Here is a 24,109-nt window from a genome sequence, read left to right as displayed (position 1 = left end):
GGGCAGCGAAATATTCCCGCGATGCCTGTTAAATTCGTGTCCTCTGTTGGACAACCCCGATGCCGTTTCGTAACCTATCCGAGACCTAACGCAGTTCGAGCGGCTCGCTAACGGCAGTTGAAGGACGCGAAATCTTGAGGTTTAACGCTATGCACCGAAGCGCACGTGTTCTTCGGCGACCGATGATTGGTGCGATAGCTGGAGTAGTGGTCTTCAGTGCAGCGCTGGCCGGAAGTTCGCACGCCGACCCCTCCGCCGATGCACTGGCAAAGCTCAACGAGCTGTCGCGTCAGGCCGAGCAGACCACCGAGGCAATGCACAGCGCCGAGCTCGATCTGAGCAACAAGCTTGCGGCACAACAGGCTGCCGAGCAGAAGCATTCCGCGGACGTCGCTGCCGTCGACGCCGCCAAGACACAGCTGGCAACGTTCCAGACCTCGGTCGACAAGGTTGCCGCGGCCCAGTACATGGGTGGTCGCACCGACGGTCTCGACGCCATGCTGACGGCCGGTTCCCCCCAGGGACTGATCGACCAGCTCGCCGTGCAGCGGGTGATGGCCACCGAGATGTCGGCCCAGATGACGAACTTCAAGACCGGCACCGTCGCCGCCACCAACGCCGAGGTGGAGTCGGCAAAGTCGGCTGCCGACGCCAAGACGGCTGCCGAGCAGGCCGCAGCAGTGCGCGCCGACTTGCAATCCAAGCAAAGCAAACTGCAAGTGCAGATGGCGATCGTCAAGTCGCAGTACACCGCGCTGACACCGGCGCAGCGTGAGGCACTGGCGGCGATTCCGCCGACCCCGCCCGTACCCGCCGCGGCCCCGCCGCCACCGCCGGACGTGCTCGCGTCCGCACCCGACGGCATCAACCCCGGCGACCTGGCGCCGCCGCCCGACGCGGCGCCGCCCGCCCCACCGGCCGAGGGCGAGGGCATGGTCGCCGTGCAGGCGGCACTCACCCGCATCGGGTCGCCCTACTCGTGGGGCGCCGCCGGGCCCAGCGCGTTCGACTGCTCCGGTCTGGTGATGTGGGCCTTCGGTCAGGCGGGGGTCAACCTCCCGCACTCGAGCCAGGCGCTCGCCCAGGGCGGCCAGCCGGTGTCGATGGACCAGATGCAGCCGGGTGACCTCATCACCTACTACTCCGACGCCTCGCACGTCGGGATCTACATCGGCGACGGGATGATGGTGCACGCCTCGACCTACGGCACCCCCGTGCGGGTGGCCCCGATGGACAATGCGCCGATTCACAACGTCCGCCGTTACTAGCAAGCCGCTGCTCGGCCTGCTCCTGCTCGCCGAGTTGACCGCCGCCGCGGTGCTGGTGTCCCGACCCGTCGGCGACGCCGACCCGCCGGCGCCACCCACCGCGACCCACGCCTCCCTCGACGTCCCGTCGACGCCGTCGGATCCGCTGACCCTGCGCGACGGCCGGACCGTATCGCTGATGTCGCTCGGGGGAGCCGACACCGCCGATCTGGAGAGCCGCGTCTGGGGCGAGCTCGACGGCGCCGCGGACGCCGTCACCGCCTTCTGGGGCGACGACTGGCCGCGCCACGTCGTGGTCGTGCTGACCCGGACCGACGAGGAGTTCCGCGCGCTGGCCGCCGGCGAGCCCGACATCGCGGCGGCCACCACGGCGCAGCGCATCGTCTTCGCCCCGGGCGCCAGCTCGATGAGCGACGCGTCACTGCGAATCGTGTTGCGCCACGAACTGTTTCACTACGCTGCCCGTAGCCGCACCGCCGCCGACGCGCCACGCTGGCTGACCGAGGGCGTCGCCGACTTCGTGGGCCGGCCACCGACCGCGAAGCCGAACCGGCAGACCGCCGACGCGCTCGCCCACCTGCCGTCGGACGCCGACGTCGACACTGCTGGTGCGGTGCGGTCGCTGGCCTACGACAGGGCGTGGTGGTTCAGCCGATTCGTCGCCAGCCGCTACGGCGCCGAGACGCTGCGCACGCTCTACGTCACCGCTTGCGGGCAGGGGCACCCCGACCAAGACACCGCGATCAAGCGAGTGCTCGGCGCCGACCCGCCCCAGGTGCTCGCCGCGTGGCGCACCTGGCTCGGCGGATAGCGGACATGACCTCACCGACGCCAGGAGCACGGTGGCCGACGTCCTGCTGGTGACCAACGACTTCCCGCCGCGGCGGGGTGGCATTCAGTCCTATCTGGAGAACCTAGTCACCGAACTGGTCACCACCGGTGAGCACACCGTCACCGTCTACGCGCCGACGTGGAAGGGCGCCGAGGAGTACGACCGGGCCGCTGCGTTCGAGATCGTCCGGCACCCCACCACCTTGATGATCCCGGAGCCCTCGGTGGCCCGCCGGATGACGAGGCTCGTCGGCGACCGCGGCATCGACGCGGTGTGGTTCGGAGCCGCCGCGCCCCTGGCGATGCTCTCGCCGCTGGCGCGCCGGGCCGGGGCGACGCGCGTGATCGCCAGTACCCACGGCCACGAGGTGGGCTGGTCGATGCTGCCGGTGGCGCGAACGGCGTTGCGCCGCATCGGGGACGACGCTGACGTGGTCACCTACATCAGCCAGTACACCCGTGGCCGGTTCTCGGCGGCCTTCGGACCGCACGCCGCGCTGGAGCGGCTGTCGCCAGGCGTCGACGTCGAGAGGTTCCAGCCGGATTCGGTGGCCAGGGCCCGGATGCGCGCCCGCTATGGACTCGGCGACCGACCGGTGGTGGTGTGCGTGTCGCGGCTGGTGCCGCGCAAGGGCCAGGACATGCTGATCCGCGCGCTGCCCGCGCTGCGCGAACGCGTGCCCGGCACCCGGCTGGTGATCGTCGGCGGGGGGCCCCACCTGGCGGAGCTCCAGCGGCTGACCCGGACCTTCGGCGTCGTCGAGGACGTGGTGTTCACCGAGGGCGTGCCCGCCGAGGAGTTGCCGGCTCACCACGCCATGGCCGACGTGTTCGCGATGCCGTGCCGGACCCGTGGCCACGGACTCGACGTCGAGGGCCTCGGCATCGTCTACCTGGAGGCCTCGGCGGCGGGAGTGCCGGTGGTCGCCGGCGATTCAGGAGGCGCGCCGGAGTCGGTTCTCGACGGCACGACCGGGCTCGTCGTCGACGGATGGGACGTCGGCTCGATCGGCGCCGCCGTCGGCGACCTGCTCGCCGATCCCGACCGTGCCGCCGAGATGGGCCGGGCGGGCCGCCGGTGGGTCGTCGACGAGTGGCAGTGGCGCACCAAAGCGCACCGGCTCTCGCAGCTGCTCGCCGGTTAGTGGCCCGGCTTGGCGTAGAGGGCGTCGATGTCGGCGGCGAACTTCTCGGCCACCACCTTGCGCTTGACCTTCATCGTCGGCGTCAGTTCGCCGGTGTCCTCGGTGAAGTCGACGGGCAGGATGCGGATCTTGCGGATCGACTCCGCATGAGACACCGCCTGATTGGCGTCCTTGACTGCCTGGTCGATCTCGGCGAGGAGGTCCGGGTCCTCGGCGAGGTCGCCGACGGTGGCCGACGCGTCCTTGCCGTTGCGCTCCTTCCAGCCGGGGAACGCCTCGGGGTCGACGGTGATCAACGCGGCGATGAACGGCTGCGCGTCGCCGACCACCATCGCCTGGCTGATCAACGGATGTGAGCGCAGCCGGTCCTCGAGCAGCGCGGGGGCGACGTTCTTGCCGCCCGCGGTCACGATGATCTCCTTCTTGCGGCCGACGATGGTGAGGAAGCCGTCGTCGTCGATCGCGCCGAGATCGCCGGTGTGGAACCACCCGTCGGTGAAGACCGCGTCGGTCTCCGACGGGTTGTTCCAGTAACCGCCGAACACAACCCCACCACGGACCAGCAGCTCGTCGTCGTCGCCGAGGCGCATCGCGTTGCCGGGCACCAGCTTTCCCACCGAGCCGACCTTGACGTCGTCCACCCGGTTGACGGTGATGGCCGCGCTGGTCTCGGTGAGGCCGTACCCCTCGTAGATCGTCACGCCGGCACCGCGGTAGAAGTGCCCGAGCCGTGCGCCCAGCGGAGCGCCGCCGGAGATCGCGGCGTGGCAGTTGCCGCCGAGGGCCGCGCGCAGCTTGCCGTAGACCAATCGGTCGAACAGGGCGTGCTTGAGGGTCAGCAGCAAGCCCGGACGCCCGGATTGCTTGGCCTGGCTCCACTCGATCGCGGTCGCGGCGGCCGCGGCGAAGATCTTGTCCTTGCCGCCGTCGCGGGCGTTCTGCTCGGCGGTGTTGTAGACCTTCTCGAACACGCGCGGCACCGACACCACCAGGGTCGGCTTGAACACCCCGAGGATCGGCACCAAGTTCTTGACGTCGCTGGTGAACCCGAGGGTGACCTTGTTGGCGAAGGCCGCGATCGTGATGGCCCGGGCGAGCACGTGGGCCAGCGGCAGGAAGACGAGCAGCTTCTCGCCCTCGTCGAGCAGCGCGGGGAAACACGCCTTCGCACCCCGCATTTCGTGCAGCAGGTTGGAGTGCGTCAGCTGGCAACCCTTGGGCCGGCCCGTGGTGCCGGAGGTGTACACCAGCGTTGCGACGTCGGCCGACCTGGTGGCCTGCAGCCGCGCCGCGACCGCGCCGGGATCGGTACCGCCACCGATCCTGGCGAGCTCGTCGAGGGCGGGCGGCCGCGACCCGGCGATGGAGTACACGTGGCGCAGCGCCGGGAGTTCGGCCTTGAGCTGCTCGACGGTGCGGAAGTGCTCGTCGGTCTCGGCGAACGCCGCGACCGCACCGGAGTCCGACAGCACGAACCGAACTTGTTCGGCTGAGCTGGTCTCGTAGATGGGCACCGTGACGGCGCCGATGGACAGGATCGCGAAGTCCACGATGGCCCACTCGTAACGGGTCGCCGACAGGATCGCCACGCGGTCACCGGCCTCGACGCCCTCGGCGATCAACCCCCGTGCGGTGGCGTCGACCTGCTTGGCGACCTGCGCGCAGGTGACGTCGGTCCACGATCCGTCGACGAGGCGCGCGGCGATGACGTGGTTCGGGTCGTCGGCCGCGTGGGAGAAGACGGAGGCGGCCACCGTGTCGTGCTCGCCGACGGTGAACGATGCCGGGACGCTGAAGTCGCGCACGATGTGGCCCTTTCGAACGGGATCGCCCTAGCGGGACGGATACTTGGACGGCTATCCAGTGACGCAGCCTAGTCGGCCGCCGAGTGGTCGCGGCAGATCGTGTGTGAAGGTGAGAGGCGATGAACAGCATCCAGGTGGCCGACGAGACGTTCGTGTGCGCCGACCCCGTCGACGTCGGCGTCGCGATCGCGGACCCGGTGAGCTGGCGGCGGTGGTGGCCCGACCTCCGGTTGACCGTGGTCGAGGACCGTGGCCCGGCAGGGCAGCGCTGGACCATCACCGGGGCGCTGACCGGCACGATGGAGATTTGGCTGGAGGCGTCCTTCGACGGGGTGATCCTGCACTACTTCGTGCACGCCGAGCCCTCGGGCGTGGCCGCCTGGCAGCTCGCGAAGATGGACCTGGCCAAGGCCAACCATCAGTGCCGGGTGGCCGGCAAGCGGATGGCGTTCGAGGTCAAACAGAGGCTCGAGGAGTCTCGTGGTGTCGGGGTGTCCCGGCTCGCACGGGCAGTTGACTGAGGACCCGCGTCTGGGGTGCGGGTACATTTCGGTGCGAACGAACGTGAGTCCAGTAGCGCTCTAGCGACCCGGGGAAGTGAACACGTGGCGGACAAGACTGCGCAGACGATCTACATCGACGCCGAACCTGCGACGGTGATGGACGTCATCGCCGACATCGGCTCCTACCCCGACTGGGTCGCCGAGTACAAGGAGACCGAAGTCCTCGAGAGCGACGACGAGGGCTATCCCAAGAAGGCGCGACTGGTGCTCGACGCCGCCGTGCTCAAGGACACGATGGTGCTGGCCTACACGTGGCCGGCCGATCGTGCGTCGGTCCGGTGGTCGCTGGTGTCGAGTTCGTTGCTGCGAGCCCTGGACGGCGCATACCTCCTGGCGCCCAAGGGTTCCGGCACCGAGGTCACCTACGAACTGTCCGTCGACCTGGTCATCCCGATGATCGGGCTGCTCAAGCGCAAGGCCGAACGCCGGCTCACCGACACCGCGCTGAAGGATCTCAAGAAACGAGTCGAGGCTGACTGACACCAGCGGCCCCGGCGGATCCTCCGCGGCCGGCGGCGCCGGGATCAGCCTCTTCGTCGGCAAGGGCGGCGTCGGCAAGTCAACCCTGGCGACCGCCGCCGCGGTACGCGACGCGCGCAGCGGGCTACGGGTGCTGGTGGTCTCGACCGACCAGGCTCACTCCACCGGTGACGTGCTCGGCATCGAGGTGACGCCCACCGGTGAGCGGCGACCGACGCGCGTGCTGGCCGATCTCGACGCGGGGCCCGACGGTGGTGCCGGTGGCTTCCTCGACGTGCTGGCCCTGGACACCCTCGCCCTGCTCGAGCGGCGGTGGCGGCAGGTGGCCGGCGTGCTCGCCGCCCGGTTCCCCGAGTCGGATCTGGGAGACGTTGCGCCAGAAGAACTCTCGGCCTTGCCCGGCATTCAGGAGGTGCTCGGCCTCGACGAGGTCGCCGAACTCGCCGCCAGCGGGCAGTGGGATCACGTGGTGGTCGACTGCGCATCGACCGCCGACGCGATGCGGATGCTCACGCTGCCGGCGACGTTCGCGCTGTACCTCGAGCGGGCCTGGCCCCGCCACCGCAGACTGTCGTTGCGCGACGACGCGACCTCGGCGGCCGTCGTCGACCTCGTCGAGGGCATTGCCAGCGGCACCGAACGCCTCGGCGAACTGCTCACCGACGCCGCCCGCGTGAGCGCGCACCTGGTGCTCACCCCCGAGCGGGTGGTGGCCGCCGAGGCAGCCCGCACCATCGGCTCGCTGTCGTTGATGGGCGTCCGCGTCGCTGAGCTGATCGTCAATCAGGTTCTGGTGCAAGATGACTCGTTCGAGTATCGGAACCTGCCCGAACATCCGGCCTTCGACTGGTACACCGAGCGCATCGCCGAACAGCGCCTCGTCCTCGACGAGCTGGACACCACGATCGGCGACGTCACCCTGGTGCTCGTCCCGCACCTCGCGGGGGAGCCGATCGGGCCCAAGGCGCTGGCCGAGCTGCTCGACGCCGCCCGGCGGCGAGACGGCTCGGCGCCACCTGCTCCCGTGCGTCCGGTGGTCGACCGCGAATCCGGCTCCGGGCTCGATGCCGTCTACCGGATGCGACTACAGTTGCCGCAGGTCGACCCGCGCTCGCTGACACTCGGACGGGTCGACGACGACCTGATCATCGGCGCCGGTGGGATGCGTCGCCGGGTGAGGTTGGCGTCCGTCTTACGGCGATGCACCGTGATGGACGCCCAACTGCGCGGCGGTGAACTGACGGTGCGCTTTCGACCGAATCCGGAGGTGTGGCCGGCATGAGCGACTTCCACGCCGACCTCGCCCCCGAACTGCGCCAGCTCGCACAGACGATCCTCGACCGTCTGGACCCCGCCGTGCGGGCGGCCGCCGCTCGCGCCACGTCGGGCAGCCCGGGGCAGTGTCAGCAGGTGTGGTGCCCGGTCTGCGCCCTCGCCGCGCTGGTCTCGGGTGAGCAGCACCCCATGCTCAACGTGATCGCCGAGCACAGCGTCGCGCTGCTCTCGGTGGTCCGCGCGATGACCGATGCGATGGCCGATTCCGCGGCCGGTCCCACGGAGCCCGGTCCCGACGCCCCTGCCCCGCGCCCCGAGCCGGACCGCGATCCGCCGCCGTCGGGCCCCGGCCACTATCAACACATCCCCGTCACCGTCGAGGACTGACCGGTTACTGGGTAGAGTTGTCGCGGGGCACCGTCCGGGCGCCGCATGCGGGAGGCTCAATGTGGTATTGGCTCTTCAAGTACATCTTCATGGGCCCGCTGCTGAAGTTGCTCGGCCGCCCCAAAGTGGTAGGGCTGGAACACGTTCCGGACCGCGGCGCGGTCATTCTCGCCAGTAACCACCTCGCCGTCGCCGACAGCTTCTACAAGTGCCTGGTGGTACGGCGTCGCATCACCTACCTGGCCAAGGCCGAGTACTTCACCGGCACCGGCCTCAAGGGCTGGTTCACCCGCTGGTTCTACACCGCCGCCGGCCAGGTGCCGATCGACCGCACCGACGCCGACGCCGCACTGGCCGCCCTCACCACCGCCACGCGCATCCTGGCCGAGGGCAAGGTTCTCGGCATGTACCCCGAGGGAACCCGCTCGCCCGACGGCCGCCTGTACAAGGGCAAGACCGGCATCGCGCGCCTGGCGCTGGAGACCGGCGTGCCCGTCATCCCCGTGGCGATGGTCGGCACCGACGACGTCAACCCGCCCGGGTCCAAGATGTGGCACTTCGGCCGGGTCGAGGTCCGCTTCGGCAAACCGCTGGACTTCTCCCGCTTCGAGGGTCTGGCGGGCAACCGCTTCATCGAGCGCGCCGTCATCGACGAGGTGATGTACGAGCTGATGCAGATGTCCGGTCAGGAGTACGTCGACCTGTACGCCGCCGACGTGAAGGTCGCCCTCGAAGGGGGAGCGAGCGGGTCCGACGGCCCGCCACCGGCCCGGATGCCCACCTCCGCCGCAGGCTAGGTCGCGGCGTGCGCGGGTGTGACGGCGACGTCCGTGCCGGACCGCTCGCGCTGCCGTGACGTCGCCGCTCCCGCCACGGCGATCAGCGCCAATGCCCACCAGACGTAGGACCCGCCGAGCAGCTGCCGCCACAACGAGGCCGATGTCTCCTGGTGTTCGACCATCAGGTGGATCGGGACGAAGTAGGTCAGCAACAGCCCCGCAACGCTGACCGCACCAGTCGCCACGGAGCGGTAGCGCACCGCGAGCACCGCGGTGGTGAGGATCGCGGGCAGCGCCCACACCCAGTGGTGCGACCACGACACCGGCGATACGACCAAGCCGAACATCGCCACGCACACCAGCCCCAGTACCGCCTGGTCGCCGTCCCGAAGTGCGCCCGGCCGCAGCACCCGGCGCACCGCCCACACCGTCAGACCCAGCACCGCGAAGCAGGCGACCAGCCAGATGACGAACCGCGGCGTCTCGGCGATGCCGAGGCGGGCCAGCGTGCCCGCGATGTTCTGGTTGGTCAGATACGTCGCGGTGCCGATCCGGTCGGTGTCACGCACGGTCTGCGTCCAGTACTCCCACGAATCCCGCGGCGCCAGCGCGAACCCGACGGCCGTGGCCAGCACGGCCGAGGCGATGCTGGTCAGCAGCGCGCGGGTGTCGCGGCGCAGCAGGAAGTAGAGCAGGAACACCGCCGGGGTCAGCTTCAGCGCGATGGCCACGCCCAGCAGCAGGCCGCGCGGCCACGGCGTGCGCCGAGGGACGCAGTCGGCGATGACCAGCGTCATCAGCACCACGTTGATTTGACCGAACTCGAAGTTGGACCGGATGGGCTCCAGGTACACCGCGGCCGGGGCGACGACGGCCGCGGCCAGCCAGCAGCGCCGCTGCCATGCCGGGCCGGTGATCGTCCGCGAGACGTCCCACACGCCGAGCCTGGTCAGCACGATCGTGGTGGTGACCACCAGCAGCACGAAGGTGACCGCGGTGATGGTCGCGCTGGCCGCGTTGAGGGACAGCAGCGCGAACGGAGCGAACACCGCGGCCGCCAGTGGCGGGTAGGTGAACGGCAGGTCGAGGCCCGCGCCGGTGTGGAACAGCACGCCGTCGCGGTAGAGCGAGGTGCCGTCGAGCCACGCCCGGCCACCCATGCGGTAGACGTCGATGTCGATGCGGTAGGGGGTCACGGCCAGCAGCCGCCATCCCGCCCAGATGACCACTGCGATGGTGAGCAGCTGGAACAGCCGCCACGCCGCGCCCGCCCACGGCGCGGGCAGACCTGGTGATCTGCCGAGGAGCTGCCGAATTCTCATGTCGCGGACCAGAGTATCGGTGCTACTCGGCGCGTCGAAGACCATCCGGTCCGCGACGCGCGCTGGTCGGCGTAAGTTTTGCGCGTGTTCGCCGATTGGAAGTTCGACTTCGGGCTCGACTTGGGGATCCCCCCTGGTCGGCAACCCCTGATGTGGTGTCTGATCGCGTTCCTGCTGACGTTCCTGGTGACACGCACGATCGTGCGCTACATCCGCCACCACGAGAACAACTCCGACACCCCACCCAAGTGGTGGCAACCCCGCAACATGGGCCACGGGTCCACCCACATCCACCACGTCGTCATCGGTGTGATCCTGGTCATGGTGTCCGGCGTGACGATGGTGACCCTGGCCGTCGACGGCGGCGTCGCAGAGTTCACCGTCGCCGCGATCCTGTTCGGCATCGGCGCGGCGCTGGTGCTCGACGAGTTCGCCCTGATCCTGCATTTGCAGGACGTCTACTGGTCCGAGGACGGCCGCGCCTCGGTGGACGCGGTGTTCGCCGCCGTCGCCGTCGCCGGATTGCTCATCCTCGGCTTCAACCCCCTGTCGTTCTTCGACATCGACATCTGGCGCGAGGACCAGACGGTGCTGGCCCGGGCGACCGTCATCGGGATCGCGCTCATCACCTTGGCGCTCGCGGTGGTGGTGCTGCTCAAGGGCAAGGTGTGGACGGGTCTGGTGGGCATGTTCATCACGCCGCTGCTCATCGTCGCGGCGATCCGGGTGTCGCGCCCGCATGCGCCCTGGGCCCGATGGCGATACGGCAATCGGCCACGCCGGATGCACCGCTCGCTGGAGCGGGAGCGCCGGCTGCGCCGACCGGTCGTCTCGGCCAAGCTGTGGCTGCAGCACGTCGTCGCCGGCGAGCCGCACTTCCCCGACGACCGCGAGGTCGACGCCCAGCTCGACCGGGAGATCCACCCCGCCCCGGCCCCTGCCCCAGCTCCCGAGACGGACGCCGCCTGATGCGCTACTTCTACGACACCGAGTTCATCGACGACGGTCGCACCATCGATCTCATCTCGATCGGGGTGGCCGCCGAGGACGGCCGCGAGTACTACGCCATCTCAACCGAATTCGACCCGGACCGCGCCGGGGCATGGGTGCGCAAGCACGTGCTGCCCAAGCTTCCGTCGCCCTCGTCGACGGCCTGGAAGTCACGGCGCCAGATCCGGTCGGACCTCGAGGACTTCTTCGACGTCGACGGCGACGAGACCATCGAACTCTGGGCATGGGTGGCCGCCTATGACCACGTCGCGTTGTGCCAGCTGTGGGGCCCGATGACCGATCTGCCCCCCGCCATCCCACGTTTCACCAGGGAGTTGCGGCAATTCTGGGAGGACCGCGGTTCCCCCCGCATGCCGCCGCGCCCCAGGGACACCCACGACGCGCTGGTCGACGCCCGGCACAACCTGACCAGGTTCCGCCTCGTCACCACTCTCGCCGGCGACGACGACGACGAGGATGACGGGGCCTGGGCCGCACGCTCCTGAACTGCGGCTATGGCCGGGACCGGGATGCAGGACGAGCACCCGCGCGCGGTTACCATGGACGGGTGAACTGGACCGTCGACGTGCCCATCGACCAGCTGCCGGAGCTCCCGCCGCTGTCGAGCGACCTTCGCGAGCGGCTCGACGCCGCGCTCGCCAAGCCGGCCGCTCAGCAGCCGAGCTGGCCCGCGGACCAGGCGAAGGCCATGCGGACCGTGCTGGAGAGCGTCCCGCCGGTGACCGTGCCCTCGGAGATCGAACGGCTCAAGGGCCATCTCGCCGACGTCGCCCGCGGGCAGGCGTTCCTGCTGCAGGGCGGCGACTGCGCCGAGACGTTCGTCGACAACACCGAACCGCACATCCGGGCCAACATCCGCACGCTGCTGCAAATGGCCGTCGTGCTGACCTACGGCGCCAGCATGCCGGTGGTCAAGGTCGCCCGCATCGCCGGCCAGTACGCCAAACCGCGGTCCTCCGACGTCGACGCGCTGGGTCTGAAGTCCTACCGCGGGGACATGGTCAACGGTTTCGCCCCCGACGCCTCGGTGCGCGACCACGACGCGTCGCGGCTGGTCCGCGCGTACGCCAACGCCAGCGCCGCGATGAACCTGGTGCGGGCCATGACGTCCTCGGGGCTGGCGTCGCTGGAGTCGGTGCACGACTGGAATCGCGAATTCGTCCGCACCTCGCCGGCGGGGGCGCGCTACGAGGCGCTGGCCGCCGAGATCGACCGCGCGTTGCGGTTCATGAGCGCGTGTGGCGTCGACGACATCAACCTGCAGACCGCCGAGATCTACGCCAGCCACGAAGCGCTGGTGCTCGACTACGAGCGGGCGATGCTGCGGCTGTCCAACGAGTTTCCCGCCGAGGCGCCCGAACCGCGGCTCTACGATCTGTCGGCGCACTACGTCTGGATCGGTGACCGCACCCGCCAGCTCGACGGCGCGCACATCGGATTCGTCGAGACCATCTCCAATCCCATCGGGGTCAAGATCGGGCCGACGACGCCACCGGAGCTGGCCGTCGAATACGTCGAGCGGCTCGACCCGCACAACCAGCCCGGCCGCCTGACGCTGGTCAGCAGGATGGGCAACGGCAAGGTGCGCGACCTGTTGCCGCCCATCATCGAGAAGGTGCAGGCCACCGGTCGTCAGGTGATCTGGCAGTGCGACCCGATGCACGGCAACACCCACGAATCCTCCACCGGTTACAAGACCCGGCACTTCGACCGCATCGTCGACGAGGTGCAGGGCTTCTTCGAGGTGCACCACGGCCTCGGCACCCATCCCGGCGGCATCCACGTCGAGATCACCGGCGAGAACGTCACCGAATGCCTCGGCGGCGCGCAGGACATCTCGGACTCCGATCTGGCCGGGCGCTACGAGACGGCGTGCGACCCGCGGTTGAACACCCAGCAATCCCTCGAACTGGCGTTCCTCGTCGCCGAGATGCTGCGGGGTTAGAACAGACCCTGCAGGTTGCTGCCCAGCGTCCACGCGCCGGCGGCGATCAGCGCGGTCAGCGTCAGGATCCCGACCGACCAGAACAGCGACACGCGCCGGCCGCGTTGGCGCGCCCACTCCAGTTCGTCGATGTCGATGCCGGCGAATTGCCCTGAGCGGTAAGGGGTGTGCGGGTCGTCCTGAGGCGAGCGCAGCGACGGGACAGGGTCCCAGTCGCCGGGCCCGCGGGGCATCTCCCGGGTGTGCTGCCGCGGTGCCGGCGGGGGAGTCGTGTCGCGAGTGGGCAGGATCGGTTCGGGTGCCCTCGGCGGTGCGGTGGCCGCGGTGGTGTGGTCCCGGTCGACCGGTTCGGCGCGGTCGTCCAGCCGGCTGTGGAACTCCGCCGACGCCGCGTGCTGGGCGGAGTTCGCCGGCGCGGGAACGCGGAACGGCGGCAAGCCCAACTCGGTGACGATCGCGTCGAGGTCGGCGCCCATCGCCGTCGCGTCCGGGTAGCGGTCCCCGGGGGTGCGCCGGGTGGCCCGTCGCACCAGTTCGTCGAACTGCGGTGGGACGCCCGCGATCGCGGCGCTGGGCGGCGGCACGTCGTAGTCCATCCGTTGATAGGCCACGGCCAGGACGCTGTCACCGGTGAACGGCGTAGTGCCGGTGAGCAATTCGTAGGCCAGGATGCCGACGCCGTACACGTCGCTCTCGGGGGTGGCGTCACCCGTGCCGACCTGCTCGGGCGACAGATAGGCCGCGGTGCCGAGGATGACGCTCGTCGAGGTGATCTTGGCCTCGGCGACCGCGCGGACCAACCCGAAGTCGGCGATCTTGACCTCGCCGTCGTCGGAGATCAGCACGTTCTCCGGCTTGATGTCGCGGTGCACCAGGCCGGCACGGTGCGCCGCGGCCAACCCGCCCAGGATCGGCGTCAACACCGCGGCGACGGCGTGCGGCGGCATCGGGCCGCGCTCGCGGAGCAGTTCGCGCAGCGTGCCGCCCTCGATCAGTTCCATCACCAGGTAGGGCAGGCCGGCGCCCTGATCGCCAAGGCCCTGGTCGTACACCGCGACCAGCCCGGGATCCTTGAGCCGCGCCACCGCGCGCGCCTCACGCTGGAACCGCGTCAGGAACTGCGAGTCACCGGCGTACCGGGAGTCCATCACCTTCAGGGCCACCGGACGGTCCAGCCGTAGGTCGAGGCCGCGGTACACCGCGGACATCCCACCGGTCGCGATCAGGGCGTCCACGCGGTAGCGCGAGTCCAGGACGACGCCGACGAGCGGGTCCGATCGTTGGCTGGTATCCACGCACGCATCTTAGACTCGGAGCGGTGAGCAACATTCCGGCTGCCGACGACGTTCTGGACCCCGACGAAGCCGTCTACGACCTGCCCGCCGTGGCGTCCATCCTCGGCATCCCCGTGACCAAGGTGCACCAGCACTTGCGTCAGAAGCACCTGATCGGCGTGCGCCGCAACGGCGTGCTGGTGGTGCCGAAGATCTTCTTCGACGGCAAGCACGTGGTGAAGAGCCTGTCCGGGCTGCTGGTCGTTCTGCACGACGGCGGCTACAGCGAGAACGAGATCGTGCGGTGGCTGTTCACCCCGGATCCCTCACTGACACTGAGCCGCGACGGCACCGGCGAGGTCGTGGAGAACGCCCGTCCCGTCGACGCGCTGCACTCGCATCAGGCGCGTGAAGTGGTGCGCCGCGCACAGGCCATGGCGTACTGACCTAGACGCGATTTCGGCGTGCTCGGTCGCGCTGGGGGTGACCGATCACGCCGAAATCGCGTCTGACGGGGTTCTGTGCTTGCTCAGGTAGTACCAGGCCAGCACCGCGCACGCGGTGGCCAGGCTGACGTGCAGCCACGAGTACATGCCGTGCGAGCCGTCGGGCTTGAAGATCACCATGATCCACGTCGAGAAGCCGGCGATCGCCGCGATGGCCTTCCTGCTCTGGGCCAGCGCCGAGAGGATGGCCAGCGGCCAGGTGTAGTACCAGGGCAGTGCCGCGGGCACGAACAGCACCACCACCAGCATCGCCAGCGCGATGCCCGTCAGAGCCTCGCGGTCGTCGTGCCGAAAACGCCACCACAGCAACGGAAGTGAGATGGCGATGATCGCCACCCCCGCGATGCGCGTCACCTCCAGCACGGCGTAGAAGTTGACCGGGAAGAAGAGGCCGCCGACGGCGTTGACCAGGTTCGCCGTCGCGGTCGGCACGGTGAGCCAGTTGATGATCTTCACCGAGCCCGCGAGCGCGGTGAGCCAGCCCAACCCGACGCCGGCCAACCACGACACGACGGCGAACACCACGACGAAGATCAGCGCAGAGGCGCCCGTGGCGACCGCGAACGCGCGCACCGGTCCGAGCCCGCGCTTGTCCCTGAGTCGGTGGGCCCACATCCACACCATGAACGGCAGCGCGATGCCCGCCGTCGCCTTCACCGCCACCGCGATCGCGATGAGGCCCACGCCCCACACCGGTTTGTCCTGCAACGTCAGGGCGATGGCCGCCATCATCAGGCCGACCATCAGCATCTCGTTGTGGACGCCACCCATCAAATGGATGATCACCAGCGGGTTGAGCACGCAGATCCACAGCGCGGCAGGCCCATTGGCCCCGACGTGGCGGGCGATGCGCGGGGCGGCCCAGATCAGCATCACCAGGCCGGGCAGCATGCACAGCCGCAGCAGCATGGTGCCCTCGATGACGTGGTCGCCGACGATCATGGTGACGAACTTGGCCACCAGGATGAACACCGGACCGTAGGGAGCGGTGGTCGTCGTCCAGATCGGGCTCACGTTGTCGAGCAGCGAGTTGGGGTTCTCGATGGGGCCGACGACGTAGGGGTCGAAGCCGTCGCGCAGCAGTGCGCCCTGGGCCAGATAGGAATACGTGTCGCGACTGAAGACCGGCGCGCTGAGAAGCAATGGCGTCAGCCAGAATCCGGTGGTCGCCAACATGGTGTAGGTGCTCGCGGTGCGGTCCACGACCCGTCGGCCCAGCCAGAGCCAGGCGATCAGCATCGCCGCCACGCCGCCCCACAGCAGCACCGACGAGAACACCAGCCCGTGCCCGAAGCGCAACCAGGACAGCTGAATGGACTCCAGCACTGGGTCGTGCAGGCGGGTCGAGCCAGCCCCGAGACCACCGAGGGTGATCAACACAGCACCGAGGAAGCCGAGGCGAGCCGGTCGGCTCTCCCGCGACGCGGCGAACGTGGTCAGGCGTGAGAACTGTCCGGCGACACCGGATCTCGGTGGATGGGCGGCGGTGGGAGTCGTCATGGGCCTCAGGCGGTCCGGTTCGACGCCAATCTGGCGAGCTCGGCCAGACCGACCTTCGCGTCGGCGTCGACGGGCGCCGCATCCAGGAGTGCCAGGGCTTGCCCGGTGAGCAGCTCGATGCGCGCCTCGACCGCGGCGAGTGCGCCGACGGATTCGATGACCTGGCACAGCTCGCGAACGTGGGCCTCGGAGAGGTCGGTGCCAATCGAGGTCCGCAACATCTTGGCGGCCAACGGATCCGAGCCGTCGGCCCGCGTCACGGCCTCGGCGAGCAGCACGGTGCGCTTGCCCGACCGCAGGTCGTCGCCGGACGGCTTGCCGGTGACCGCCGGGTCGCCGAACACGCCGAGCACGTCGTCGCGCAGCTGGAAGGCCACGCCGAGGTCGGTGCCGACCTGGTGGAACAGGTCCTGCACGTCGGGTCGGTCGGCGGCCGCGGCGGCGCCCAACTGCAACGGCCGCGTCACCGTGTAGGAGGCGGTCTTGTAGGTGTTGACGTTCATCGCCGATTCGACGGTCTCGGCGCCGCTGGCCTCGGCGACGATGTCGAGGAACTGCCCCCCGAGCACCTCGGTGCGGATGTCGGCCCACACCCGCTGGACGCGCTGGCGGGCCTCGCCCGGCAGATCGGCGGAGGTGATGATGTCGTCGGCCCAGACCAGCGACAGATCCCCGAGGAGGATGGCGGTGGAGAGGCCGAACTGCTCGGATGAGCCGTGCCAGTTGCGGTCCCGGTGCAGATCGGCGAAGTGCCGATGCACCGTCGGCAGACCGCGGCGGGTGGCGGAGGCGTCGATGACGTCGTCGTGCACCAGGGCGCAGGCGTGCAACAGTTCCAGCGCGGAGAACAGCAGGAGCACGTCGGAGTCGACGGCCCGATCCGGCGGCGCCACCGCTCGCCAGCCCCAGTAGGCGAAGGCCGGTCGCAGTCGTTTGCCGCCGCGCAGAACGAACTCCTCGAGCGCGGCGGTCATCTCCGCGTAGTCGGTGCCGATGTAGGCGGCCCCGGCGCGGCGGCTCTGGAGGTGCTCGCGCAGTCGGTCGCTGACGGCGGTGGCGAGGTGGGTGGCGGAGGGTCCCGCGGCAGCGTCGAGGCTCAGCGCTCGCCCCTTTCACTACCGTGGAACTCACAACGTGGAACTCGTAGCCTAGAGCGTCCCGGGTGGCCGGTGACGAGGCAGGGCGACGGGGTCATCGGCGCGGCTCGTGCGGGTTGGCCAGGACGGGGCTGCGGTCGCGGCTGGCCCAGGCGACGCCACCCACGACACCGGCGACCAGGAACGCGGCGACACCCAGCCAGATCGCCGCTCCGGTGAACGACCGGGCGCTGGGATCGGTGTAGCGGGCCTGGGCGTTCATCGTGGTGACCACGCCCGGCTTCAGCGTCCACTGGACGACGTCGGTGGACACCTGTTCGCCGTTGGTCGAGGTGACGTCGCCGGGAAAGGCGACGTTGAGCGACACGTCGGCGTCGGGGTCGTTGAGCGAGGTGAGATCGGCCCGACCCTCCAGGATCACCAGGTCACCCGCCCGGCGCAGCGAGATGTCCACCCCGGCGGCGTCGGCGTTCATGTTGGCCAATTGCGGCAGTTCGGCGAAGGTCAGGTCCGAGAAGACCGCCTGGCTGCCGACGTAGTCGTCGCGCTCGTACGGCGAGACCGACACCTTGTTGGCGAAGGGCAGGCTGTTGAGCAGCTGGGGGCCCTTGTCGTCGGTGTTCCTGGGCTTGGCCGCGGCGATGATCTGACCGGACACCCGGTCGTCGGGCGACACGGTGATCGAGGCTCGCACGCGCACGCAGCCCGCGATCATCGGCGCCATCACCACCAGCAAAAGCAAGACGAGCAGGCGTTTGCGGCGGGTTGGCACCCCGACATGGTGCCAGACGGGGGCCGTCGCCGACGCACTAGAGGGGAAGATCTCGGCCCAGGATGGCGAAGGGTCGCGGGTCCCCGGCGAAGTGGTAACCCCGGATCACGTCGGTGAAGCCGAGGCGCCGGTACAGCCGCCAGGCCCGGTTGGCCTCGGCGTCGATCTCCGGGGTGGACAGCAGCACCCGTGGTTCGGTGCGGCCCGCCAGCAGCCGTCGGACCAGTGCCTCGCCCAAGCCGCGGCCCTGGGCGCGGGGGTGGATGTGCACCTCGGTGAGCTCGAAGTAGTCGTTCATCAACTCGGCGATGCGGGCCCGGTCGGCGCCACCCCGTTGGAGGCCTTGCACGACCTGCTGCTGCCACCACTGGTCGGGTGCGCCGCAGTAGCCGTAGGCCACTCCGAGCATGGGGGCCGCGCTCAGCTGCGGTGCGTCCGGATCGTGGGCGTCGTGATCGGGGGCCTCGACGGCGGCGACGGCGGTCCAGCCCCGTCGGCGGATGTGTTCGAGCCACATGGAGGCGCGCTGGTCCTCGGTGCCGCGGGGGTAGCGCATGGCGTCGACGTAGACGCCGAGTGCGTCCCCGAGGCGTCGTTGCATGTCGCCGGGTGACAGGTCGATGAGGAACGTGGTCAACCTCTTGATGTCCTTCGCGGTGTTGGCCGAGTCGACGTCATTATCCGGTCAGTGACGCGGCATCTCGCCACCGGCGGGGCACGAACTATGATCAGTGGAGACGTCGGTTCGGGGGGCTACCTCGAAGTGACTCTCCAGAAGTAGGTGGTACGCGCCGGATTCTGCTCGTATCATGATGACCAGGTGCCCCGCGGTTTGCGGGCGTACGTATTTTGAACGCACGGCCGTAAATTCGCGGTCGCAGCAGGGACGCAACATGGGAGGCGCGGATGCCACTCTCCGATCATGAGCAGCGCATGCTCGACCAGATCGAGAGCGCTCTCTATGCCGAGGATCCCAAGTTCGCGTCGAGTGTGCGCGGCGGGAACCTGCGGGCACCGTCGGCGCGGCGCCGGCTGCAGGGTGCGGTGGTCTTCATCGTGGGTCTGGCACTCCTGATCTGTGGCGTTGCGTTCCGGGCCACCCAGATCAGCGGCTTCCCGGTGCTGAGCGTGGTCGGATTCATCCTGATGTTCGGCGGCGTCGTGTACGCAATCACCGGCCCGCGGGTGGCTGGTGCCCGTGAGGGTGCTGCGCCGGAACCAAATTCATCACAGCAGAAGCGCGCCAAGGGCGGCAATTCGTTCTCCAGCCGCATGGAGGAGAGGTTCCGCCGCCGCTTCGAGGAGTGACGTTCGCGTCACCTAGGGCAGCTCCGCATGGAGCTGCCCTTTTTCTTTGCGTTCGACACGCCGCGACGGGCGGATGTCGAGGGTTGGGCCACCCGCTTCCCCCACCACGCCCCACTGGCTACCCAACAGGCCTCTAGCTGGCCCTACGTCGGCGTGGGCTGGTGTGATGTGCCACTGCGCACCCCGGATTCGGCACCGTCGTGGTGTCCGGTGGGGGAGCACGCCCAACTTTTGCCGATGGATGGAGCAAAGTGGGGGATGGTGGGGTAATGTGGCGGACATCGGAGCGGCTAGGGCTCCGATCGGCGAGCAGAAGCGAAGCGACTCGGGATCAACCCGAGTGGTTGGAGGTGTCGAGATGTTCCTCGGCACCTACACGCCCAAGCTCGACGACAAGGGGCGGCTCACGCTGCCCGCCAAGTTCCGCGAAGCGCTGGCAGGGGGGTTGATGGTCACCAAGAGTCAAGATCACAGCCTCGCCGTCTATCCGAGGGCCGAGTTCGAGAAGCTCGCTCAACGGGCCGCGCAGGCATCGCGGAGCAATCCCGACGCCCGTGCCTACCTGCGGTACCTCGCCGCGGCGACCGACGAGCAACATCCCGACGCACAAGGCCGGATCACCCTGTCGGCCGACCATCGCCAGTACGCGGACCTCTCCAAGGACTGCGTGGTGATCGGCTCGATCGACTACCTGGAGATCTGGGACGCCCAAGCGTGGCAGGACTATCAGCAGACCCACGAAGAGAACTTCTCCGCGGCCAGCGATGACACCCTGCGCGACATCATCTAGAACGCCCGTTGACCACGGCCCAGCCCTTGCAAGGTGGCCTCTGCCCGAACCGGCCCTGACGTACTTCCCCAACGCCAGGTCCGCAACCTCGGACAGGGACCTCCCTGCAAGGGCGGGCGCACTCAGCCCCGCCACACCTCGCAAGGGCGCCGCCGTCATGCCTGACCATCACCCACACGCCCCGGTTCTCCTGGACCGCTGCGTCGAACTCCTCGTCCCCGCCCTGACCCGACGCAGCGCCGACGGCACGGGTGCCGTCCTGGTCGACGCGACGCTCGGCGCGGGTGGTCACGCCGAACGCTTCCTGACCCAGTTGCCCGGTCTTCGCCTCGTCGGCCTGGACCGCGACCGCACCGCTCTCGACATCGCCGCCGACCGCCTGGCCCCCTTCGCCGACCGGGTCGAGTACGTCCAGACCCGCTACGACGGCTTCTGGACGCCCGACACCACGGTCGACGGGGTCCTGTTCGACCTCGGGGTCTCGTCGATGCAACTCGACCGAGCCGAGCGCGGCTTCTCCTACTCCCAGGACGCGCCGTTGGACATGCGCATGGACCAGGACGCGCCGCTCACGGCCGCCGAAATCCTCAACACCTATGACAAGTCGGCCCTGACGCGGATCCTCCAGGAGTTCGGCGAGGAGCGTTTCGCCAGCCGCATCGCCGGCGAAGTCGTCCGGCGGCGCGGACGCAAGCCGTTCGAGACGACCGCCGAACTCGTCGAGGTGCTCTACGACGTCATCCCCATTCCGGCTCGCCGCACGGGCGGTCACCCCGGAAAGCGCACGTTCCAGGCGCTGCGCACCGCGGTCAACGGCGAACTGGACTCGTTGAGGTCGGCGATCCCGTCGGCGCTGAACGCGCTGCGCCAGGGCGGCCGGATCGTGGTGATGGCCTACCAGTCCCTCGAGGACCGAATCGTCAAGGGCGAGTTCGCCGCGGCTACCGCGTCGCGCACGCCGCCCGGGCTGCCAATGGAACTTCCGGGCCACGAGCCCTACTTCGTCTCGCTGACGCGGGGGGCCGAGAAGGCGGGGGACGACGAGATCGCCCTGAACCCGCGTAGTGCATCCGTACGGCTTCGCGCTCTCGAGAAGCGCACCACGGAGAAGATCGTTGGAAGGGATGGTTCGTGATGGCCAAGCGACGAGAAGCGGTGCGTGGCTCTGACGAACGCAAGCGCAAGCCCCGCCGGCCGCGCGAGACCGCAGCCCAGCGGCGACCCGTCGACGCGCCGCCGCGCGGCCGTCGCACGACCCGCGAACAGCGCCCAGACACCGCGAGGCCGCACACCGGCCCGATGCCGCGGCCCGCCGAGGGCCCGGTCCGACCGAAGAACGCCGCCCAGGCCAAGGCTCGCGCCAAGGCGCGCAAGGCCAAGGCGCCCAAAGTCGTTCGCCCCCCACTTCGCGAGCGCATGCTGCTCAAGCTGGCGTCGATCGACCTCGACCCCCGCAGGTTCGTCACCCGGGTGCCGTTCGTGGTGCTGGTGATCGGGGCGCTCGGCATCGGTCTCGGCGTCACGCTGTGGTTGTCGACCGACGCCGCCGAACGGTCCTACGAGTTGGGCCGCGCCCGCCAGGTCAACCAGGCCTTGATGCAGCAGAAGGACGGCCTCGAGCGCGACGTCCTCGAAGCGCAGGCCGCACCCGCGCTGGCCGAGGCCGCGCGCAACCTCGGCATGATCCCGTCCCGGGACACTGCGCACCTGGTGCAGGACGCCACCGGCAACTGGATGGTCGTCGGGACGCCGAAGCCGGCGGAGGGCGTGCAACCGCCGCCGCTCAACAGCCCCCTGCCCGACCCCACGACGGCACCCCCGGCCGAACCCGCCCCGCCGGCCCCGCGCGTGGTCGACCCCCGCGAGGTGACCGTGCACCTGCCTCCGCCGGGCGCCGCGCTGCCCAACCCCGAGGTCCCCGTCGCAGGGCAGCCGGCCGTGGTCGGACAGCCTGCCGTGCCGCTGCAGGCTCCCGTGCCGGGCCAGGTGCCGGTCGCACCGCCGGCCGCCGCTGCGGTCGACCCCGCACCGTTGGCCGCCGCACCGCTGGCCCCCGCGCCGGTCGACCCCGCGGCGCCGCACCTCGACTCCCCGCCGGGAGCGGCACTGCCGGGGCCCCCGCCCGTCGACCAAGCCGTCCCGCCCGCCCCCGTCGTCGTGCCAGGAGCCCCCACATGAGCCGCCCCGGCACCCCGCATCCGGCCAACGAGCGGCGCATCCGCAAACCCATCGCCGACGACGGATCGCGCAGCGCCTCCTTCGGGTTTCGTCACCGCGCCGGGAACGTCGTGATCCTGCTGGTCCTCGTCGTCGCCGCCGGCCAGCTCTTCATGCTCCAGGTGCCCCGCGCGGCCGGGCTGCGCGCCGAGGCCGCCAGCCAGCTCAAGGTCACCGACGTCGAGGCGGCGCTGCGCGGCAGCATCGTCGACCGCAACGACGACAAGCTGGCCTTCACCACCGAGGCTCGCGCCCTGACGTTCCAGCCCACCAAGATTCAAAAGCAGCTCGTCGAGGCCCAGGCCAAGGATGCCGCCGCACCCGACCCCATCAAGCGCCTGCGCGAGATCGCCAAGGGCGTGGCGGGTCTGCTCAACGACAAGCCCGACGCCGACACCCTCTACAAGAAGCTGGCCGGCAAGGACTCCTTCGTCTACCTGGCCCGCGCCGTCGACCCGGCGATCGCCGACGCGATCATCGGCAAGTATCCCGAGGTCGGTGCGGAGCGCCAAGACATCCGCCAGTACCCCGGCGGCTCCCTGGCGGCGAACATCGTCGGCGGCATCGACTGGGACGGTCACGGGCTGCTCGGCTTGGAGGACGCTCTGGACTCGAAGCTGGCGGGCACCGACGGATCGGTCACCTACGATCGCGGGTCCGACGGTGTCGTGATCCCCGGTAGCTACCGCAACCGCCACGACGCGGTCAACGGCTCGACCGTGCAGCTCACCCTCGACGACGACATCCAGTTCTACGTCCAGCAGCAAGTGCAGCAGGCCAAGAATCTCTCCGGGGCGAAGTCGGTGTCGGCGGTCGTGCTCGACTCCAAGACCGGTGAGGTCCTGGCGATGGCAAACAACGACACGTTCGACCCCAGCCAGGACGTCGGCCGTCAAGACGACCGCCAACTGGGCAACCCGGCGGTCTCCTCGCCGTTCGAGCCGGGGTCGGTGAACAAGATCATCACCGCGTCGACGGCCATCGAGAACGACCTCACCAACCCCGACGAGGTGCTCCAGGTGCCGGGGTCGATCAACATGGGTGGCGTCACGGTGCGGGACGCGTGGAGCCACGGCGTGATGCCCTACACCACCACCGGCGTCTTCGGGAAGTCCTCGAACGTCGGAACCCTGATGCTGGCCCAGCGGATCGGCCCGGAGCGCTACGCGCAGATGCTCGACAAGTTCGGCCTCGGCCAGCGGACGGGCGTCGGCCTGCCCGGCGAGAGCGCGGGCCTGGTGCCCCCGATCGACCAGTGGTCGGGCAGCTCGTTCGCCAACCTGCCCATCGGACAAGGTCTTTCGATGACGCTGCTGCAGATGACCGGGATGTACCAAACCATCGCCAACGACGGCGTCCGCATTCCGCCCCGCATCCTCAAGGCCACCATCGCCGCGGACGGCACCCGCACCGAGGAGCCGCGGCCGGAAGGCATCCGCGTGGTGAACCCGGGAACGGCCCAGGCGGTGCGGAACATGTTGCGCGCGACCATTCAGAAGGATCCGACCGGCGTCCAGCAGGGCACCGGTTCCGGCGCGGCGGTGGAGGGCTACCAGATCGCGGGCAAGACGGGCACCGCCCAGCAGATCAACCCGGCCTGCGGCTGCTACTTCGACGACGTCTACTGGATCACCTTCGCGGCGATGGTGCCTGCCGACTCGCCCCGCTACGTGGTGGGCGTGATGATGGACAACCCGCACCGCACCGCCGACGGGTCGCCGGGCACCACCGCGGCGCCGCTGATCCACAACCTGTCGTCGTGGCTGTTGCAGCGCGAGAACGTGCCGCTGTCGCCAGATCCCGGCCCGAAGCTCATCCTCCAGGCTGACTGACG

24 protein-coding genes are annotated in these 24,109 nt (G+C 69.6%); 17 read left to right on the top strand and 7 right to left on the bottom strand.

Features of this window, described 5'->3' with window-relative positions; translation table 11 throughout:
* Positions 1-149: 149 nt before the first annotated feature.
* The 3 genes from ripC to ABZ195_RS23185 are packed head-to-tail and all read left to right on the top strand — an operon-like array spanning position 150 to position 3,244.
* Positions 150-1,268, top strand: a complete 1,119-nt coding sequence (gene ripC, locus ABZ195_RS23195) for a peptidoglycan hydrolase RipC (protein WP_355221881.1) — start codon at positions 150-152, stop codon at positions 1,266-1,268.
* Positions 1,237-2,079, top strand: coding sequence for a peptidase (locus tag ABZ195_RS23190; RefSeq protein WP_355221879.1), 843 nt, complete (start codon positions 1,237-1,239; stop codon positions 2,077-2,079). The genes ripC and ABZ195_RS23190 overlap by 32 nt, the downstream gene beginning before the upstream one ends.
* 31 nt (positions 2,080-2,110) lie before the next feature.
* Entirely contained in the window at positions 2,111-3,244 is a 1,134-nt protein-coding gene (locus ABZ195_RS23185; RefSeq protein WP_355221877.1) for a glycosyltransferase family 4 protein, read from the top strand.
* Here ABZ195_RS23185 and ABZ195_RS23180 read toward each other — a convergent pair.
* The gene (locus ABZ195_RS23180; protein ID WP_355221876.1) at positions 3,241-5,049 is read right to left on the bottom strand and encodes a long-chain fatty acid--CoA ligase; all 1,809 of its coding nucleotides are present in this window, start codon (positions 5,047-5,049) and stop codon (positions 3,241-3,243) included. The two genes, ABZ195_RS23185 and ABZ195_RS23180, sit on opposite strands and share 4 nt — an antisense overlap.
* 119 nt (positions 5,050-5,168) lie before the next feature.
* Here ABZ195_RS23180 and ABZ195_RS23175 point away from each other — a divergent pair, with 119 nt between their 5' ends.
* The 5 genes from ABZ195_RS23175 (at position 5,169) to ABZ195_RS23155 (ending at position 8,551) form a co-directional block, all read left to right on the top strand.
* Entirely contained in the window at positions 5,169-5,570 is a 402-nt protein-coding gene (locus ABZ195_RS23175; RefSeq protein ID WP_355221874.1) for a polyketide cyclase / dehydrase and lipid transport, read from the top strand.
* 84 nt (positions 5,571-5,654) lie between these two features.
* On the top strand, positions 5,655-6,092 hold the full coding sequence (locus tag ABZ195_RS23170; protein WP_355221872.1) for an SRPBCC family protein: 438 nt from the start codon (positions 5,655-5,657) through the stop codon (positions 6,090-6,092).
* Positions 6,085-7,374, top strand: coding sequence for an ArsA family ATPase (locus ABZ195_RS23165; protein WP_355221924.1), 1,290 nt, complete (start codon positions 6,085-6,087; stop codon positions 7,372-7,374). The genes ABZ195_RS23170 and ABZ195_RS23165 overlap by 8 nt, the downstream gene beginning before the upstream one ends.
* Complete coding sequence (locus ABZ195_RS23160; protein ID WP_355221871.1) at positions 7,371-7,754, top strand: hypothetical protein; 384 nt, start codon at positions 7,371-7,373, stop codon at positions 7,752-7,754. Before ABZ195_RS23165 ends, ABZ195_RS23160 begins: the two co-directional genes overlap by 4 nt.
* Before the next feature lie 59 nt (positions 7,755-7,813).
* Positions 7,814-8,551: a lysophospholipid acyltransferase family protein gene (locus tag ABZ195_RS23155; RefSeq protein WP_355221869.1), complete on the top strand. Its 738-nt coding sequence runs from the start codon at positions 7,814-7,816 to the stop codon at positions 8,549-8,551.
* Here the strand turns inward: ABZ195_RS23155 and ABZ195_RS23150 are convergent.
* Entirely contained in the window at positions 8,548-9,855 is a 1,308-nt protein-coding gene (locus tag ABZ195_RS23150) for a glycosyltransferase 87 family protein (protein ID WP_355221867.1), read from the bottom strand. The two genes, ABZ195_RS23155 and ABZ195_RS23150, sit on opposite strands and share 4 nt — an antisense overlap.
* Before the next feature lie 150 nt (positions 9,856-10,005).
* On the opposite strand from ABZ195_RS23150, the gene ABZ195_RS23145 reads away from it, so the two are divergent.
* The 3 genes from ABZ195_RS23145 to ABZ195_RS23135 all read left to right on the top strand — a co-directional run bounded on the left by ABZ195_RS23145 (position 10,006) and on the right by ABZ195_RS23135 (position 12,811).
* On the top strand, positions 10,006-10,824 hold the full coding sequence (locus tag ABZ195_RS23145) for a hypothetical protein (RefSeq protein ID WP_355221922.1): 819 nt from the start codon (positions 10,006-10,008) through the stop codon (positions 10,822-10,824).
* Positions 10,824-11,351 carry a polyadenylate-specific 3'-exoribonuclease AS gene (locus tag ABZ195_RS23140; RefSeq protein WP_355221865.1) on the top strand — a complete coding sequence of 176 codons (528 nt, stop codon included), beginning with the start codon at positions 10,824-10,826 and terminating at the stop codon, positions 11,349-11,351. The genes ABZ195_RS23145 and ABZ195_RS23140 overlap by 1 nt, the downstream gene beginning before the upstream one ends.
* Positions 11,352-11,413: 62 nt before the next feature.
* Entirely contained in the window at positions 11,414-12,811 is a 1,398-nt protein-coding gene (locus tag ABZ195_RS23135; protein ID WP_355221863.1) for a class II 3-deoxy-7-phosphoheptulonate synthase, read from the top strand.
* Here ABZ195_RS23135 and ABZ195_RS23130 read toward each other — a convergent pair.
* Complete coding sequence (locus ABZ195_RS23130; RefSeq protein WP_355221861.1) at positions 12,808-14,106, bottom strand: protein kinase; 1,299 nt, start codon at positions 14,104-14,106, stop codon at positions 12,808-12,810. The two genes, ABZ195_RS23135 and ABZ195_RS23130, sit on opposite strands and share 4 nt — an antisense overlap.
* 23 nt (positions 14,107-14,129) lie before the next feature.
* Between ABZ195_RS23130 and ABZ195_RS23125 the strand changes: the two genes are divergently transcribed.
* Complete coding sequence (locus ABZ195_RS23125) at positions 14,130-14,531, top strand: Rv2175c family DNA-binding protein (protein ID WP_355221860.1); 402 nt, start codon at positions 14,130-14,132, stop codon at positions 14,529-14,531.
* A 45-nt stretch (positions 14,532-14,576) separates the two neighbouring features.
* Here the strand turns inward: ABZ195_RS23125 and ABZ195_RS23120 are convergent, their stop codons facing one another.
* The 4 genes from ABZ195_RS23120 to ABZ195_RS23105 all read right to left on the bottom strand — a co-directional run bounded on the left by ABZ195_RS23120 (position 14,577) and on the right by ABZ195_RS23105 (position 18,597).
* The gene (locus ABZ195_RS23120) at positions 14,577-16,091 is read right to left on the bottom strand and encodes an alpha-(1->6)-mannopyranosyltransferase A (protein ID WP_355221858.1); all 1,515 of its coding nucleotides are present in this window, start codon (positions 16,089-16,091) and stop codon (positions 14,577-14,579) included.
* Positions 16,092-16,096: 5 nt separating this feature from the next.
* A complete protein-coding gene (gene idsA2, locus ABZ195_RS23115) occupies positions 16,097-17,191 on the bottom strand; it encodes a bifunctional (2E,6E)-farnesyl/geranyl diphosphate synthase (protein WP_355221920.1) in 1,095 nt (364 codons plus the stop codon).
* A 91-nt stretch (positions 17,192-17,282) separates the two neighbouring features.
* Positions 17,283-17,912, bottom strand: coding sequence for a DUF3153 domain-containing protein (locus ABZ195_RS23110; RefSeq protein ID WP_355221919.1), 630 nt, complete (start codon positions 17,910-17,912; stop codon positions 17,283-17,285).
* Between the two features lie 85 nt (positions 17,913-17,997).
* Entirely contained in the window at positions 17,998-18,597 is a 600-nt protein-coding gene (locus tag ABZ195_RS23105; protein ID WP_355221856.1) for a GNAT family N-acetyltransferase, read from the bottom strand.
* A gap of 269 nt (positions 18,598-18,866) precedes the next feature.
* Here ABZ195_RS23105 and ABZ195_RS23100 point away from each other — a divergent pair, with 269 nt between their 5' ends.
* The 5 genes from ABZ195_RS23100 to ABZ195_RS23080 all read left to right on the top strand — a co-directional run bounded on the left by ABZ195_RS23100 (position 18,867) and on the right by ABZ195_RS23080 (position 24,107).
* The gene (locus ABZ195_RS23100; RefSeq protein ID WP_355221854.1) at positions 18,867-19,268 is read left to right on the top strand and encodes a DUF3040 domain-containing protein; all 402 of its coding nucleotides are present in this window, start codon (positions 18,867-18,869) and stop codon (positions 19,266-19,268) included.
* A 358-nt stretch (positions 19,269-19,626) separates the two neighbouring features.
* Positions 19,627-20,058 (top strand): division/cell wall cluster transcriptional repressor MraZ, encoded by a 432-nt coding sequence (gene mraZ, locus ABZ195_RS23095; RefSeq protein ID WP_355221852.1) that lies wholly within the window; start codon positions 19,627-19,629, stop codon positions 20,056-20,058.
* Complete coding sequence (rsmH, locus tag ABZ195_RS23090; protein ID WP_355221851.1) at positions 20,033-21,193, top strand: 16S rRNA (cytosine(1402)-N(4))-methyltransferase RsmH; 1,161 nt, start codon at positions 20,033-20,035, stop codon at positions 21,191-21,193. Before mraZ ends, rsmH begins: the two co-directional genes overlap by 26 nt.
* On the top strand, positions 21,190-22,236 hold the full coding sequence (locus ABZ195_RS23085; protein ID WP_355221849.1) for a hypothetical protein: 1,047 nt from the start codon (positions 21,190-21,192) through the stop codon (positions 22,234-22,236). The genes rsmH and ABZ195_RS23085 overlap by 4 nt, the downstream gene beginning before the upstream one ends.
* On the top strand, positions 22,233-24,107 hold the full coding sequence (locus ABZ195_RS23080) for a penicillin-binding protein 2 (protein ID WP_355221847.1): 1,875 nt from the start codon (positions 22,233-22,235) through the stop codon (positions 24,105-24,107). Before ABZ195_RS23085 ends, ABZ195_RS23080 begins: the two co-directional genes overlap by 4 nt.
* Positions 24,108-24,109 lie beyond the last annotated feature (2 nt).

Origin of the sequence: Mycobacterium sp. NPDC006124, from assembly GCF_040614235.1 — a bacterium.
In the GTDB taxonomy this organism is placed as follows: Bacteria; Actinomycetota; Actinomycetes; order Mycobacteriales; family Mycobacteriaceae; genus Mycobacterium.
This window is presented reverse-complemented; position numbering and strand designations above follow the sequence as displayed.